At 72.1% G+C, this 13,659-nt stretch carries 14 protein-coding genes; 9 read left to right on the forward strand and 5 right to left on the reverse strand.

Going from position 1 to position 13,659, the window contains the following annotated elements; translation table 11 throughout:
* Positions 1-21 precede the first annotated feature (21 nt).
* The 5 genes from ACGFWI_RS17720 to ACGFWI_RS17740 all read left to right on the forward strand — a co-directional run bounded on the left by ACGFWI_RS17720 (position 22) and on the right by ACGFWI_RS17740 (position 5,139).
* Complete coding sequence (locus ACGFWI_RS17720; protein WP_393906867.1) at positions 22-993, forward strand: ABC transporter ATP-binding protein; 972 nt, start codon at positions 22-24, stop codon at positions 991-993.
* Positions 990-1,727, forward strand: coding sequence for an ABC transporter permease (locus ACGFWI_RS17725; RefSeq protein WP_393906868.1), 738 nt, complete (start codon positions 990-992; stop codon positions 1,725-1,727). Before ACGFWI_RS17720 ends, ACGFWI_RS17725 begins: the two co-directional genes overlap by 4 nt.
* 10 nt (positions 1,728-1,737) lie before the next feature.
* Complete coding sequence (locus tag ACGFWI_RS17730; protein ID WP_393906869.1) at positions 1,738-2,982, forward strand: sensor histidine kinase; 1,245 nt, start codon at positions 1,738-1,740, stop codon at positions 2,980-2,982.
* A gap of 333 nt (positions 2,983-3,315) precedes the next feature.
* Positions 3,316-3,921 (forward strand): response regulator, encoded by a 606-nt coding sequence (locus ACGFWI_RS17735; protein WP_393906870.1) that lies wholly within the window; start codon positions 3,316-3,318, stop codon positions 3,919-3,921.
* A 90-nt stretch (positions 3,922-4,011) separates the two neighbouring features.
* Complete coding sequence (locus ACGFWI_RS17740) at positions 4,012-5,139, forward strand: PP2C family protein-serine/threonine phosphatase (protein ID WP_393906871.1); 1,128 nt, start codon at positions 4,012-4,014, stop codon at positions 5,137-5,139.
* Here the strand turns inward: ACGFWI_RS17740 and ACGFWI_RS17745 are convergent.
* Both ACGFWI_RS17745 and ACGFWI_RS17750 read right to left on the reverse strand, forming a co-directional pair.
* Entirely contained in the window at positions 5,106-6,017 is a 912-nt protein-coding gene (locus ACGFWI_RS17745; protein WP_393906872.1) for a tetratricopeptide repeat protein, read from the reverse strand. The two genes, ACGFWI_RS17740 and ACGFWI_RS17745, sit on opposite strands and share 34 nt — an antisense overlap.
* Positions 6,018-6,034: 17 nt before the next feature.
* Entirely contained in the window at positions 6,035-7,141 is a 1,107-nt protein-coding gene (locus tag ACGFWI_RS17750) for a GNAT family N-acetyltransferase (protein WP_393906873.1), read from the reverse strand.
* A 140-nt stretch (positions 7,142-7,281) separates the two neighbouring features.
* Here ACGFWI_RS17750 and fdxA point away from each other — a divergent pair, with 140 nt between their 5' ends.
* Both fdxA and dapC read left to right on the forward strand, forming a co-directional pair.
* Positions 7,282-7,602: a ferredoxin gene (gene fdxA / locus ACGFWI_RS17755; protein WP_018089397.1), complete on the forward strand. Its 321-nt coding sequence runs from the start codon at positions 7,282-7,284 to the stop codon at positions 7,600-7,602.
* Positions 7,603-7,786: 184 nt separating this feature from the next.
* A complete protein-coding gene (dapC, locus tag ACGFWI_RS17760) occupies positions 7,787-8,920 on the forward strand; it encodes a succinyldiaminopimelate transaminase (protein WP_393906874.1) in 1,134 nt (377 codons plus the stop codon).
* Positions 8,921-8,998: 78 nt separating this feature from the next.
* Here the strand turns inward: dapC and ACGFWI_RS17765 are convergent, their stop codons facing one another.
* Together ACGFWI_RS17765 and ACGFWI_RS17770 are read right to left on the reverse strand one after the other, a co-directional pair.
* Entirely contained in the window at positions 8,999-9,457 is a 459-nt protein-coding gene (locus ACGFWI_RS17765) for an ATP-binding protein (RefSeq protein WP_393906875.1), read from the reverse strand.
* Between the two features lie 302 nt (positions 9,458-9,759).
* On the reverse strand, positions 9,760-10,689 hold the full coding sequence (locus ACGFWI_RS17770; RefSeq protein ID WP_393906876.1) for a heavy metal transporter: 930 nt from the start codon (positions 10,687-10,689) through the stop codon (positions 9,760-9,762).
* A 40-nt stretch (positions 10,690-10,729) separates the two neighbouring features.
* Between ACGFWI_RS17770 and dapE the strand changes: the two genes are divergently transcribed.
* A complete protein-coding gene (gene dapE, locus ACGFWI_RS17775) occupies positions 10,730-11,821 on the forward strand; it encodes a succinyl-diaminopimelate desuccinylase (RefSeq protein ID WP_393906877.1) in 1,092 nt (363 codons plus the stop codon).
* Between the two features lie 133 nt (positions 11,822-11,954).
* Positions 11,955-12,704 (forward strand): TIGR00730 family Rossman fold protein, encoded by a 750-nt coding sequence (locus tag ACGFWI_RS17780; RefSeq protein WP_393906878.1) that lies wholly within the window; start codon positions 11,955-11,957, stop codon positions 12,702-12,704.
* A gap of 12 nt (positions 12,705-12,716) precedes the next feature.
* Here ACGFWI_RS17780 and folP read toward each other — a convergent pair whose 3' ends face one another.
* Complete coding sequence (gene folP / locus ACGFWI_RS17785) at positions 12,717-13,616, reverse strand: dihydropteroate synthase (RefSeq protein ID WP_393906879.1); 900 nt, start codon at positions 13,614-13,616, stop codon at positions 12,717-12,719.
* Between the last annotated feature and the right edge of the window lie 43 nt (positions 13,617-13,659).

Below are 13,659 nucleotides of genomic sequence, written 5' to 3' on the forward strand. Positions count from 1 at the left end.
GGATCCCCGAAGCTGAGGGGCATGACGACCACAGCGACCACCAAAGCCACCACCGCGCAGGGGGCGGACCGGGCACCCGTGGTCAGCTTCCGGCAGGTCAACAAGAGTTACGGCGCGGTGCGCGCGGTGGCCGACCTGAATCTGGAGCTGGCCCCGGGGGAGACCGTCGCCCTCCTCGGCCCGAACGGCGCGGGCAAGTCCTCGACCCTCGACCTGCTTCTCGGCCTGCGTACCGCCGACTCCGGCAGCGTGACCCTGTTCGGCACGACCCCGCAGCGCGCCATCGAGCAGGGCAAGGTCGGCGCGATGCTGCAGAGCGGCGGCCTGATGGAGGGCGTCAAGGTCAAGGAACTGGTCAAGCTCGCCCGCGATCTGCATCCGCGCGGCTATCCGCTCGACCAGATCCTGGCCACCGCCGGTATCACCGACCTCGCCGACCGCATGGTCGACAAGCTCTCCGGCGGCCAGGAGCAGCGGGTGCGCTTCGCCCTCGCCACGGCCGGCGCGGGCGATCTGATCGTGCTGGACGAGCCGACCACCGGCATGGACGTCTCCTCCCGGCAGACCTTCTGGGGCGCGATGCGCCGGCAGGCCCAGCAGGGCCGTACGGTCCTCTTCGCGACGCACTACCTCGAAGAGGCCGACGAGATCGCCGACCGGGTGATCGTGCTGCACCGCGGCCGGGTGCTGGCCGACGGCACCGCAGCCGAGATCAAGGCCAGGGCCGGCGCCCGCCGGGTCACCTTCGAGCTGGACGAGCCGGTCGACCGCGAGGCGCTGCACGGCCTGCCGTCCCTGACCTCACTGGAGGTCTCCGGGCGCACGGTCCGCATCCAGTCCCACGACGCCGATGCCACCGTCCACGCCGTCTACGCCCTCGGCCTCTACCCGCACAATCTCGAAGTCTCCGGCCTCGGCCTGGAACAGGCCTTCATCGCCCTGACCACCGCTTCCGACGCGACCTCCGCCACCGCCGAGGAGGCGGCCCGATGACCACTCTGATCAAGCTGGAGATCATCCGCGCACTGCGCAACAAGAAGTTCATGTTCTTCTCGGTGATCTATCCGCCGGTGCTGTACCTGATCATCGCCGGCGGCGCGGACAGCAAGCCGATCCCCGGTATGAAGCTGGACATGGGGCTCTATTTCATGGTGTCCATGGCGGCATTCGGTGCCATGACCACCGTGCTGCTGGGCAACAGCGAGCGCATCGCCAAGGAGCGGGAGAAGGGCTGGGTGCGGCAGCTGAGGCTGACGGCCCTGCCCGGACGCGGTTATGTCGCCGCCAAGATCGCCGCCGCCGCGACCGTCAGCCTGCCGTCGATCCTGCTGGTCATGATCGTCGCCGCGGTGGTCAAGGGCGTACGGCTGGAGGCCTGGCAGTGGATCTCCATCGCGGCCGGCACCTGGCTCGGCAGCTTTGTCTTCGCCGCCCTGGGCGTCGCCATCGGCTATCTGGCCACCGGCGACGCGGTCCGTCCGATCTCTATGCTGTTCTACTTCGGACTGGCGTTCCTCGGCGGTCTGTGGATGCCGCTGACGATCCTGCCGCAGTGGGTGCAGAACATCGCCGAGTGGCTGCCGACGCATGCGTACACCGCGCTCGGCACCGCCGTCGAGGCCGGCGGGGCACCGCATGTGAAGGACATCGCCATCCTGGCCGGATATCTGCTGGTCTTCGCCGGCGGTGCGGCCTGGCTCTACCGAAAGGACACCCGGAAGGCGTGAGGAATCGGAGATGACGAGCGAGCCCGAGGACACCCACCCGATCATGATCGGGCAGCCGCCCCGCAACCGCCGCCAGGCGTTCGGCAAGACGATGTGGATCGCCGTCTGGCTGCTGTATCTGGCCGGGCCGGTGGGCCAGCTGCTGCGGGCCGGCGCCTCCACCGCCGAGCGGATCTGGGGTGGCCTGGGGCTCGCGCTCTTCGTTCTCTCCTACTTCGTGGTGGTCTTCCGCCATTTGTTCCGGAAGACCGCCGGCCGGTGGATGTACGGCGCGCTCGCCCTGATGCTGGCGTTGTCCACCGTGCTCTCGTGGACGCTGGACTTCTCGTGGCTGGTGCTGTTCATCTTCACCAGCGTGGCCTGCGCCGTGGTGCTGCCCTGGCGGAAGACCCGCTGGGCCATCCCGCTGGTGACCGCGGTGCTGCTCGCCGTCGGGGCGCGCTATCCGGAGATCCGCGGCTACTACCTCTTCGCCTACGGTCTGCCCGCGCTGGGCAGCGGCTTCATGATGGTCGGGGTGCAGCATCTGATCCGTACGACCCATGAGCTGCGCGCCGCCCGCCAGGAGGTCGCCCGCCTTGCCGCCAACGACGAGCGGCTGCGGCTCGCCCGCGATCTGCACGACCTCCTCGGCCACTCCCTCTCGCTGATCACGCTCAAGAGCGAGCTGGCCGGCCGGATGCTGCCCGACCGGCCGTCCGACGCCGCCCAGCAGATCGCCGACATCGAGCAGGTCAGCAGGCAGGCGCTGGTCGATGTGCGGGAGGCGGTCACCGGCTACCGCAGACCCCGGCTCGCCGTCGAACTGGCCGGGGGACAGGCCGCGCTGCGCACGGCGGGAGTCCGAGTCACCGCCGACCCTGCCCTGGAGGGCGAGTACCGCGGGCTCGCGGCGGAGGAGGAGAGCGCGCTGGCCTGGGCGCTGCGGGAGGCCCTCACCAACGTCATACGGCACAGCGGTGCCCGCCACTGCGAGCTGCTGCTCACCGAGGAGTGGGCGGCCGACGAGCGCCGCTCGCTGTGCCTGACGGTGCTCGACGACGGCAACGGCCCGCCCCGCGCCCAGCACGACGGCAACGGCCTCAGCGGTCTGCGCGAACGCCTCGCCCTGGCCGACGGCCGCCTGGAAACCGGCCCCGCCCCACGCGGCCGCGGCTTCGCCCTGCGCGCCTACGTCCCCCTGGGCGCAGCCCCGAAGACCGCCGCGATCCCCGCCCCGGAGATACCCCCCGAGCCGGTCAACGACCCGGCGTAGGGCGCTGCCCGGTCGCGGGAGCGGGGGCCCGCCCCGCATCCCTGCCCTGGTAGGGGGCAGTCGGGCGGACTGGCCCGACGGGCGGAGAGACGGGCCAGTCGACGGGCCGACGGGCGGGCCGGCCACCGGGTGAGCGGCCCGACGGGCGCACGGCCGACGGGCGGACGGCCGACGGGCGGACGGCCGACGGGTGGGCCGCCGGACTGGCGGCCCGACGGGCGAATGGGCCGACGGGCGAACGACCCGACGGACCCGCGGACCGCCGGCCCGGCGGACCAAAGAGCGCCCACCGGCCCCACCCCCACCCACCCCGTACGGCTTAAGCTGACCCGCATGATCAGAGTGCTGCTGGCCGAGGACCAGTCGATGGTCCGGGAGGCGCTGGCCGCGCTGCTGTCGCTGGAGGCGGATCTGGAGGTCGTGGCGCAGGCGGCGCGCGGGGACGAGGTGCTCCCGGCGGCGCGGGCCCACGCCGTGGACGTCGCGCTCCTGGACATCGAGATGCCCGGCATCAGCGGACTGGACGCCGCGGCCGCGCTGCGGGACGAGCTGCCCGGCGTGAAGGTCGTCATCCTCACCACCTTCGGCCGGCCCGGCTATCTGCGCCGCGCGATGGAGTGCGGCGCCGATGCCTTTCTGGTCAAGGACGCCCCCGCGGCCCGGCTCGCGGATGCGGTACGGCGCGTACTGCGCGGCGAGCGGGTCATCGACCCGGTGCTGGCGGCGGCCGCGCTCGCCGATGGCGCCAGCCCGCTGACCGAGCGCGAGCGGGAGGTGCTGCGGACGGCCGCCGACGGCTCCACCAACGCGGAGATCGCCGACGCCCTGCATCTGTCCCAGGGCACGGTCCGCAACTACCTCTCCATCGCCATCCAGAAGACCGGCGCCCGCAACCGCGCCGAGGCGGTCCGGACGGCTCGCGACAAGGGCTGGCTGTAGGGCCCCGGGGCCCGGACCGCCGACCCCGCCGCAACCAGGGGCCTTGGCCCCTGTGCGGTGCCGGGCGGTGTCCCGCACGCTGGAAGTGTTATGCCGGCCGACCCACCCGCGGAGAGCAACCGCCTCGCTCCCGCGCTGCTGATCGTGGCGATCCTCGTCGTCGCCGTCGTGGACGCGACGACCGGCCCGGAGCTGCACATCTCGGCCTTCCTGGGCATTGCCCCGCTGTACGCCGCGCTGCGCTGCTCGTTGCGGGTGACGCTCCTGGTGGCAGCCGTCTTCGTCGTCTGTCTGACCTATGTCGACATCTTCACGGTGCCCGACTGGGCACCGGCCAGCCGGGTCGTCAGCATCTTCGGCGTGGTCCTGGTGGCCGTCTTCTCCCTGGTGCTGTGCCGCACCCGTCGCCAGCGTGAGCAGCTGCACGCCCGTACGCGCCTGGTGGCCGACACGGTGCAGCGGGCGATGCTGCGCGAGCTGCCGCTCAGCGCGGGGGCGGTCGAGGCGTACGGCTTCTATGTCTCCGCCCAGGAGGGGGCCCGGGTCGGCGGCGACATCTACGAGGCCATCGAGACCCCGCACGGGCTGCGGCTGATGATCGGCGACGTGCAGGGCAAGGGCATGCCGGCGATCGGGGCCGGCCTGGAGGTGCTGGCGTCGTTCCGGGAGGCCGCACAGCATCTGGACTCGCTGGAGTCGGTGGCCGAGCGTATGGAACAGGCGCTGACCCGCTACAACACCCGCTCGGTCGAGCAGGGCACCGACGAGCGCTTCGTGACCGCGCTGCTGATGGAGGTGCGCGGCCCGGTCGGCCTGGCAGAGGGCCGGGTGCTGTCCTGCGGCCATATCCCGTACTACGTGGTGCGCGGCGGCACGGTGTACGAGCGCCGGGAGGGCGAGGGCGGGCTGCCCCTCGGCCTGGGCACGCTCAGCGGCGAGCCCCGTCACAGCGTCCGGGTCCACCCCGAGCCCGACGACTGGCTCGTGCTGTGCACGGACGGGGTGACCGAGGCACGCAGCAAGGACGGCGAGTTCTACCCACTGGCCGAACGGCTGGCCGGGTGGACCGACCTGGAGCCCGCCGAACTGGCCCGTACCCTCCGCGCCGACCTGGAACGCTTCACCGACGGCGGGCTCAAGGACGATGCGACCGCGCTGGTCGTCCGCCGCAGCCCCGCCGCCGATCAGTTGAGCATGGCGCGCGCCGCGGCGGCCTGACGCCGTATCGCGGTCGCCCCGGCCGGCTCGACGGCCTCCACCACCCGGGCGTACTCCTCCAGCTCGGCCGCTCCGGCCAGGAACTCGCCGCGCTGGACGAGCAGTTGGGCGCGCTCATGGCGCAGCCGCGCCGGATGGCTGGGCAGCAGCAGCGACAGCTCCAGCGCCCACAACTGCACCGCGCTGTGCTCCGGGCGTGCCTGTGCCCAGGCCCGGATGTTGTTGAGCACCCGCAGCACGATCTCCAGCGGATCGGCGGGCGTCATCATCCGCTCGCTCAGCGGCTCACCGGTCGCGCCCGCGACCAGCAGCCCCGCGTCCTCGTCGCTGAGCAGCCGCCCGCCCGCGAACGGATCGACCAGCGCATGCGCGCCGGCCGGATCGCCGAAGCCGATGACGAAGTGACCCGGCAGGGCCACCCCGTAGACCGGTGCGCCGGCCCGCCGCGCCACCTCCATCCACACCACCGACAGCAGGATCGGCAGGCCCCGGCGCCGCCGCAGCACCTCGTGCAGCAGCGAGGACTCCAGCCGCCGGTAGTCGGCGGGTGAGCCGCCGAAGCCGCACCGGGCGCCGAGCAGCTCGGCCAGATTGCGGGCCCAGGCGCCGGGGCCGCTGTCGGAGGGGCGGCGCGCAGGGCTTCCGGCCGGGTCGGCGGTCGGGCGACGGTCGTGCGGGAACGGGAGCAGCCCGGCCAGCCGGTCCAGCTCGATCTGGGCCGCGTCGAGATCTGCCTCGTCCAGCGCGGGATCGGCCTCGGCGCCGATCAGCAGACACAGCTGTGCCAGATCGGGACGCTCGGCGCGCGCGGCCTCGGCGAACTGCTGCCGCCGCGCGGCACGGGCGTCATCCGGCTCCGGCTCGGGTTCGTGGGGCATAGGAGAGGGACCCCCGTTCAGTGCCGGCCGCCGCCCGGCCGGGCACGTCGGTAGTGGTAGCCGTGGTGGTCGGTGAAGCCGAGCCGGTCGTAGAACGCGAGGGCGCCCGTGTTGTCCGCCTCGACCTGGAGATACGCGGCCGAGGCGCCCTCCGTCAGGGCCCGCTCGGCGAGCGCCGCCATCACCAGTGTGGCCAGCCCCTGACGCCGTGCGGCCGGGGCCACCTCGACCGCGGCGAAGCCCGCCCAGCGCCCGTCGACGACCAGCCGTCCGATCGCCGCCGTCCCGCCGTCCGGGTCGTGCACCGTCGCGAACCACACCGAGGGCCCGCCGGTCAGCACCTTCCGGGCGTTTTGTGCGGCCTCGTCGTTCCGGTCGGCCTCGCCGGTCCGGTTGTACAGCGCCAGCCAGTCCGCGTCCGGCTCCCGGGACAACGCGACGCGGGTGGGGGCACCCCCGGCGGAGCCAGGGGGAGTGTCCGCACCGGCGTCGGCGAGCGGTGCCAGCGCCGAGATCCGGACCCGGGTGTGCCGCTCGTCGGCCCAGCCGCGCTCCGCCAGTGCCGCGGCCAGCTCCTCATCGGTGTCCGCCCGCCCGGTGGCGACCACGATCACCGCCGGCAGCCCGCGCTCGTCATACCACTGGCCGATCCGCTCCAGAGCCGTGTCCAAGGGGACGCCGGGGTCGCCGAGCGGCAGTACGGAGTTGGCGCGGCGGGTGAAACCCCCCGAGGCCCGCATCGTCCACTCCCCGAGACGTTCCGTCTCAAGAGCGGGCCAGCCGCGGGCCGCGACCTGCTGGAGCTCACGGGCGGTGGCCGCCGGGCCCCTCCGGCGGACCGGTTCCGTCGAGGAGGGGGGCGCAACTCCGTGAGGGGTGGCGGCCGAGCGACGGGCGGGTACGACCTTGGCCGCCACCAGCGACGACTCCTCGATCCTGACGCACTCACCGTTGCGCCGTGTGATGCTCAGCACACCTTCATCCCAGGATGTGAGAACTCCGACCGCGTCCGTGAACGTCGGCTCTCCCGCCCCACCCCCGGTCAGGCGCCGGACGGATACCCTTTTGCCCACGTCAGCACGGGTGATACGGACCTCCGCGTGGCCGCCGGCCAGGAATTCCATCGCTCAAACCGCCCCTCTTGTTCGTCTCGCGCCCGGGAACGGAGATACTAGATGGCGGGCATCGACGACGCCGCGCTCCCGCGCGCCCAGCGGCGGTACTGCCAATCGGTCCGCCGGCCCTACCGAGGAGGAACGACAGCGTGACCTACGTCATCGCGCAGCCTTGTGTCGACGTCAAGGACAAGGCGTGCATCGAGGAGTGCCCGGTCGACTGCATCTACGAGGGCTCCCGGTCCTTGTACATCCACCCGGACGAATGCGTCGACTGTGGTGCCTGTGAGCCGGTCTGCCCGGTCGAGGCGATCTTCTACGAGGACGACACCCCGGAGGAGTGGAAGGACTACTACAAGGCGAATGTGGAGTTCTTCGACGAGCTCGGCTCGCCCGGTGGCGCCAGCAAGCTCGGCCTGATCGAGCGCGACCACCCCTTCATCGCGGCACTGCCGCCGCAGAACCAGTAACGAGGCGAGGACCAAGGGGGAGCTGCCCGCTCCCTCGCGCCTCCGATGTCGTTGTCGTCGGGGGCACCTCCCGGTGTGAGCCGGGGGAGGTCGCACGGCGCCGCCCGGTCCCGTACGGCCAGCTCGCCGTACGGGACCGGCGCGTTGTGCGCCGGCGCCCGGGACCACTGAGAAAGAGAGCACCGTGGGCGCAGCATCGTCCTCCCAGCCCGTCTCCCCCCGCGCGTCGCTCCGCGACCGCCTGCCGGCTTTCCCCTGGGACCGGCTGGAGCCGTACAAGACCACCGCCGCCGCACACGCCGACGGCATCGTCGACCTGTCCGTCGGCACCCCGGTCGACCCGGTCCCCGCGCTGGTCCAGCAGGCGCTGACCGCCGCGGCCGACAGCCCCGGCTATCCGACGGTGTGGGGGACGGCCGCACTGCGGGACGCGCTCACCGGCTGGGCGGCCGACCGCCTCGGAGCCCGGGGCCTGGAGCACACCAATGTGCTGCCCGTCGTCGGCTCCAAGGAGCTGGTGGCCTGGCTGCCGACCCAACTGGGTCTGGGCCCCGGGGACAAGGTCGCCTACCCGCGCCTGGCCTACCCGACGTACGAGGTCGGCGCCCGTCTGGCCGGCGCCGAGCCGGTCGTCTACGACGAGCCCTGGGAGCTGGACCCCAGCGGCCTGAAGCTGCTCTGGCTGAACTCGCCGTCCAACCCGACCGGCCGGGTGCTGAGCGCCGACGAGCTGCGCCGCGCCGTCGCCTGGGCGCGTGAGCACGATGTGCTGGTCTTCAGCGACGAGTGCTACCTGGAGCTGGGCTGGGAGGCCGACCCGGTCTCCGTGCTGCACCCGGACATCTGCGGCGGCTCCCACGACGGCATCGTCGCCGTCCACTCCCTCTCCAAGCGCTCCAACCTCGCCGGCTACCGCTCCGCCTTCCTCGTCGGCGACGCCGCGGTCCTCGGCGACCTGCTGCAGATCCGCAAGCACGGCGGCATGATGATCGCGGCGCCCGTGCAGGCCGCCACCGTCGCGGCGCTGGGCGACACCGCGCACGTCGCCGAGCAGCGCGAGCGCTACGCCCGCCGCCGCGCCGCGCTGCGTGGCGCCTTCGAGTCCGCGGGCTTCCGCATCGAGCACAGCGAGGCCTCGCTCTACCTCTGGGCGACCCGCGACGAACCCTGCTGGGACACCGTCGGCGATCTTGCCAAGCGCGGCATCCTCGTCGCCCCCGGCGAGTTCTACGGCGCAGCGGGGGAGCGGTTCGTACGGATCGCCTTCACCGCCACCGACGAGCGGGTGGCCGCCGCGGTACGCCGGCTGGCGGAGTGAGCCGCATCCGACCACGCGCAGGGGCCCGGGGAGAGTGAACTCCCCGGGCCCCTGCGCGTCGTACGGGCGGACGGCCGGTCAGTGGCCGCCGAGCGGCAGACCACCGAGCAGGCCCTGAGCCGGCGCGAGCAGGCCCTTGGGCGACCCGACCAGGCCGTTGGCCACGTCGAGCGGCAGCGAGTGGGTCGAGACGCCCTTCTTGGCGATCGGGCGGACCACGGCCTCCGCCTTGTCGGCGGCGCCCTGGGTGACGGGCATGGCCTTCTTCACGACCGGACCCGCGGTCTCGACGAGCGCCGGGGCGAGCTTGGTCGCCGCCTTGCTGCCGGCCTCGTTCACCAGGCCGACGCCATGGCGCGCGGTGTGGTCGAGGGTGTCGCTGGTGTTCTGGGAGTCCAGGGGCGCCGTCAGCCCGCCGAGTGTCTTGGCGGGCAGCTCCGCGGCGCTCGCGGAGCCGGCCGCAGCGACCACGGGAGCGGCACCCGCTGCAACGAGCAGGGCGACTCGGGCGATCCGACGCGTAACGGGGAGGGACATGGTGCTCCTTTTACGGAGAAGGACTCGTACTTCTGACAGATGTGCCATGTCCGCCTGGCGGACGCACTGACTACCGCGTCAGAACCCCGAAGGTTGCGGTGAACTCCGGTAAAGAGTTGGTAACGCGTCACATAATCGGCCCTGGATAAAGAAGGGCAATATGCGCACGCCCCGGTGGGCTGCGGAAACGTCACAGCCCTTTGCGTGCAAGGGAATTGCCGGAGCGGGCAAACCCGTCCGGGCCAACTCCCGTACGGCTGGAGGGAATTGCCGTACGTGCCCCTTTCGGGGGACGGGGCAAACTATTGCTCGGTGATGATACGAACGTCGCGCGAGGCCGCCGCGGAAGCGGCCTGCTTGTGCTGCCAGCCCTTCCCCGAATCGGCCGCTGCCCACGTCCGGCCGGCGTAAGAGATCTGTTCGATGTGCAGCTCGGCGGAGTGCGCCATCGCCCACGTCGCCAGCTCCCAGCCGCGCCGCTGGGTATCGCCCGCGGCCACCGAACCGGCCGCCCGCACCGGTATCGTCACGCCGTGCCCGTCGCCCGCAGTGCGGCCGCCGGTGCCGCCCGTCCGCGGCAGCACCTGGGAGCCGAACTCCCGCAGCAGCTTCTCCCGCACCTTCGCGGCGCCGCCCGCCCTGCTGTCCACCGGGCGACTCTCGGTGCAGGTCATCGCGCCCTGGTCGCGTCCCGTGAGCGCCCCGGTCAACTGCGCGGCGTTCGCCTCGTGTTTGGCGTAGGCCTGCGGATAGCCGCTGTGCTGCACCTTCTGCGCGGCGACGGTCAGCGGCAGCCGGGAGTAGCCGGGCACGTTCGCCAGATGCCGGTAGAACTCCCCGGCCGAGTAGACGGGATCCATGATCTTCTGCAGGGTGCCCCAGTCCTGCGACGGCCGCTGCTGGAAGAGCCCGACCGAATCCCGGTCGCCGAAGTCGATGTTGCGCAGCCCCGACTCCTGCATCGCGGTCGCCAGCGCGATGGTCACCGCCCGCTCCGGCAGCCCGCGCGAGGACGCCACGGCCGCGATCGTCGCGGCGTTCGAGGCCTGCTCGGGGGAGAGCTCGTAGGACTTGGCGTCGCCCTCGGCGCGCACCGTGCAGCGCGGCGCCCCCGGGCCACCGGTGACGTACTGCACCACGAGATAGACGGCCAGCCCGATCAGTACGGAGACGGCCGCGGCGATACGCCACAGGCGGGTGCGGCGGACGGAGGCTGAGGGCTGGGCGGACACGGGCCCACCGTACTGGAGTGCTGCCGATAGGGTCGGATCCATGGAGCGCCGCACAGACCACCCCGCCCTCGACCTGTCGCTCGATGCCGCCGCGCTCACCGCGCAGCTCGTCGACTTCCCTTCCGAGAGCGGCAACGAGAAGGACCTCGCCGACGCCGTCGAGCACGCCCTGCGCGCGCTCCCGCACCTGACCGTCGACCGCCACGGCAACAACGTCGTGGCCCGCACCCACCTGGGCCGCGACGAGCGGGTGGTGCTCGCCGGACACCTGGACACCGTGCCGATCGCCGGTAACGTCCCCTCCCGGCTGGACGAGAACGGCGTCCTGTGGGGCTGCGGCACCTGCGACATGAAGTCCGGTGTCGCCGTACAGCTGCGGATGGCCGCCACCGTTCCGGCGCCCAACCGCGACCTGACCTTCGTCTTCTACGACCAGGAAGAGGTCGCGGCGCACCTCAACGGGCTCGGCCATGTCGCCGACGCGCACCCCGACTGGCTCGCCGGCGACTTCGCCGTCCTCCTGGAGCCCTCCGACGGCCAGGTGGAGGGCGGCTGCCAGGGCACCCTCCGGGTCCTGCTGCGCACCACCGGTGAGCGCGCGCACTCCGCCCGCAGCTGGATGGGCGCCAACGCGATCCACGGCGCCGCCCCGATCCTGGCGAAGCTCGCGGCCTACGCACCGCGCCGCCCGGTCATCGACGGCCTCGAATACCGCGAGGGCCTCAACGCCGTACGCATCGAGGGCGGCGTCGCCAACAACGTCATCCCGGACGGCTGCACGGTCACCGTGAACTTCCGCTATGCGCCGGACCGCACCCCCGATGAGGCGCTGGCCCACGTGCGCGAGGTCTTCGCGGACTGCCCGGTGGACGAATTCGTCGTCGACGACCACTCGCCGGGCGCGCTGCCCGGACTGTCCCACCCGGCGGCCAAGGCCTTCATGGAGTCCGTGGGCGGCAGTGCGATGCCCAAGTTCGGCTGGACCGATGTCTCGCGCTTCAGCGCCCTGGGCGTCCCGGCCGTCAACTACGGCCCCGGTTACTCGCTGCTGGCGCACAAGAAGGACGAACGGGTCGAGGTCGACCGCATCCTCCACTGCGAGGAGCGGCTGCGCGCCTGGCTGACCGCCTGAGGCCTACTGATGGCCGGTGGCCGTCCAGGGGACCGGCCGCCGACCGCACGCATACCCACCGAATTCCCCTGGGCTTCACGTCCACGGATCTACGCTGAAACGGCAAACGATCTGCCAGCGGAGGGAGCACGACATGGCCAGTCCCGAGGGAGCACCGGTCCCCGAGGAGCAGCGGCTGGGTCCCGTACTGCGCCGCCAGGACCAGGTGCGGACCGGCACTACGGACCAGCGCCTGCTGGACTCCGAAGGCCCCTCCGAGTGGGTGCACACCGATCCCTGGCGCGTGATGCGCATCCAGTCGGAGTTCGTCGAGGGCTTCGGCGCGCTGGCCGAGCTCGGCCCGGCCGTCAGCGTCTTCGGCTCGGCCCGTACGCCGCGTGACTCCAAGGAGTACGACGCCGGCGTACGGATCGGCCAGGCCCTGGTCGACGCCGGTTTCGCGGTGATCACCGGCGGTGGCCCCGGCGCCATGGAGGCCGCCAACAAGGGCGCCAACGAGGCCGGTGGCACCTCCGTCGGGCTGGGCATCGAGCTGCCCTTCGAGCAGGGCATGAACGAGTATGTGAACCTCGGCGTCGACTTCCGCTACTTCTTCGTCCGCAAGACGTGTTTTGTGAAGTACGCCCGGGGATTCGTGGTGCTCCCCGGCGGGCTCGGCACCCTCGACGAGCTCTTCGAGGCGCTCACCCTCGTCCAGACCCGTAAGGTCACCCGCTTCCCGATCGTGCTGTTCGGCACGGCCTACTGGAGCGGACTGGTCGACTGGCTGCGCGACACCCTCATCGCCGAGGGCAAGGCGTCGATGCACGATCTGGAGCTCTTCCACCTCAGCGACGACGTGGACGAGGCGATCGCGCTGGTGACCAAGGAGGTCGGGATCTGAGGCCCGGATTCCTCAGGCCAGTCCCCGGCGGGCGACCGCCGGGGGCCGGTGGCCGGCGATCGAGGCCACCATGTCCAGCACCTGCCGGGTCTCGGCGACCTCGTGGACCCGGTAGACCCGGGCGCCCAGCCAGGCCGAGACGGCGGTGGTCGCGAGGGTGCCGAGCACCCGTTCCTTGACCGGCCTGTCGAGCGTCTCGCCGACGAAGTCCTTGTTGGACAGCGAGACCAGCACCGGCAAGGGGGTATCCCCTGCCCGAGCGAAGCCGAGAGCTTGGGGAACGGTCCGGGTCATCTCGCCCAGCCGACGGGTCGCCTCCAGGCTGTGCCGGGTGTTCTTCCCGAAGTCGTGCCCCGGATCGATCATGATCGCGTCCCGCCGGACGCCCAGCTCCACGGCCCGCTCCGCCAGTCCGAGCGTCAGCCGCAGAATGTCCGCCACCACATCGTCGTACGTCACCCGGTGCGGGCGGGTACGCGGCTCGGCGCCGCCCGCGTGCGTGCACACCAGGCCCACGTCATAGCGCGCCGCGACCTCCGCGAGCCGCGGATCGACCCCGCCCCAGGCGTCGTTGAGCAGATCCGCGCCGGCCTCGCAGACCGCCTCGCCGACCTCGTGGCGCCAGGTGTCGACGCTGATCACCACATCGGGGAAGCGCTTGCGGACCTCGGCCACGAACCCGACCGTGCGGCGGGCCTCCTCCTCGGCGCTCACCTCTTCGCCGGGGCCGGCCTTGACGCCGCCGATGTCGATGATCGCGGCACCGTCGGCCACCGCCTGTTCCACGCGGGCCAGCGCGGGCTCGTCACGGAACGTGGCGCCCTGGTCGTAGAACGAGTCCGGCGTCCGGTTGACGATCGCCATGATTACCGGCTCGTGCGCCCCGAACTCGCGATTCCCCAGCCGCAGCATTCCCTGACTCCCTCTCCATGGTCCGGGAGCGACCCTAACTGTC

Source organism: Streptomyces sp. NPDC048434 (assembly GCF_043200375.1).
Classification (GTDB): Bacteria; Actinomycetota; Actinomycetes; order Streptomycetales; family Streptomycetaceae; genus Streptomyces.

Excerpts from the sequence above, each read along its gene's own strand:
- ACGFWI_RS17720 (WP_393906867.1), top strand. The coding sequence starts at position 22 with ATGACGACCACAGCGACCACCAAAGCCACCACCGCGCAGGGGGCGGAC.
- ACGFWI_RS17725 (WP_393906868.1), top strand. The coding sequence starts at position 990 with ATGACCACTCTGATCAAGCTGGAGATCATCCGCGCACTGCGCAACAAG.
- ACGFWI_RS17730 (WP_393906869.1), top strand. The coding sequence starts at position 1,738 with ATGACGAGCGAGCCCGAGGACACCCACCCGATCATGATCGGGCAGCCG.
- ACGFWI_RS17735 (WP_393906870.1), top strand. The coding sequence starts at position 3,316 with ATGATCAGAGTGCTGCTGGCCGAGGACCAGTCGATGGTCCGGGAGGCG.
- ACGFWI_RS17740 (WP_393906871.1), top strand. The coding sequence starts at position 4,012 with ATGCCGGCCGACCCACCCGCGGAGAGCAACCGCCTCGCTCCCGCGCTG.
- ACGFWI_RS17745 (WP_393906872.1), bottom strand. The coding sequence starts at position 6,017 with ATGCCCCACGAACCCGAGCCGGAGCCGGATGACGCCCGTGCCGCGCGG.
- ACGFWI_RS17750 (WP_393906873.1), bottom strand. The coding sequence starts at position 7,141 with ATGGAATTCCTGGCCGGCGGCCACGCGGAGGTCCGTATCACCCGTGCT.
- ACGFWI_RS17765 (WP_393906875.1), bottom strand. The coding sequence starts at position 9,457 with ATGTCCCTCCCCGTTACGCGTCGGATCGCCCGAGTCGCCCTGCTCGTT.
- dapE (WP_393906877.1), top strand. The coding sequence starts at position 10,730 with ATGGAGCGCCGCACAGACCACCCCGCCCTCGACCTGTCGCTCGATGCC.
- ACGFWI_RS17780 (WP_393906878.1), top strand. The coding sequence starts at position 11,955 with ATGGCCAGTCCCGAGGGAGCACCGGTCCCCGAGGAGCAGCGGCTGGGT.
- folP (WP_393906879.1), bottom strand. The coding sequence starts at position 13,616 with ATGCTGCGGCTGGGGAATCGCGAGTTCGGGGCGCACGAGCCGGTAATC.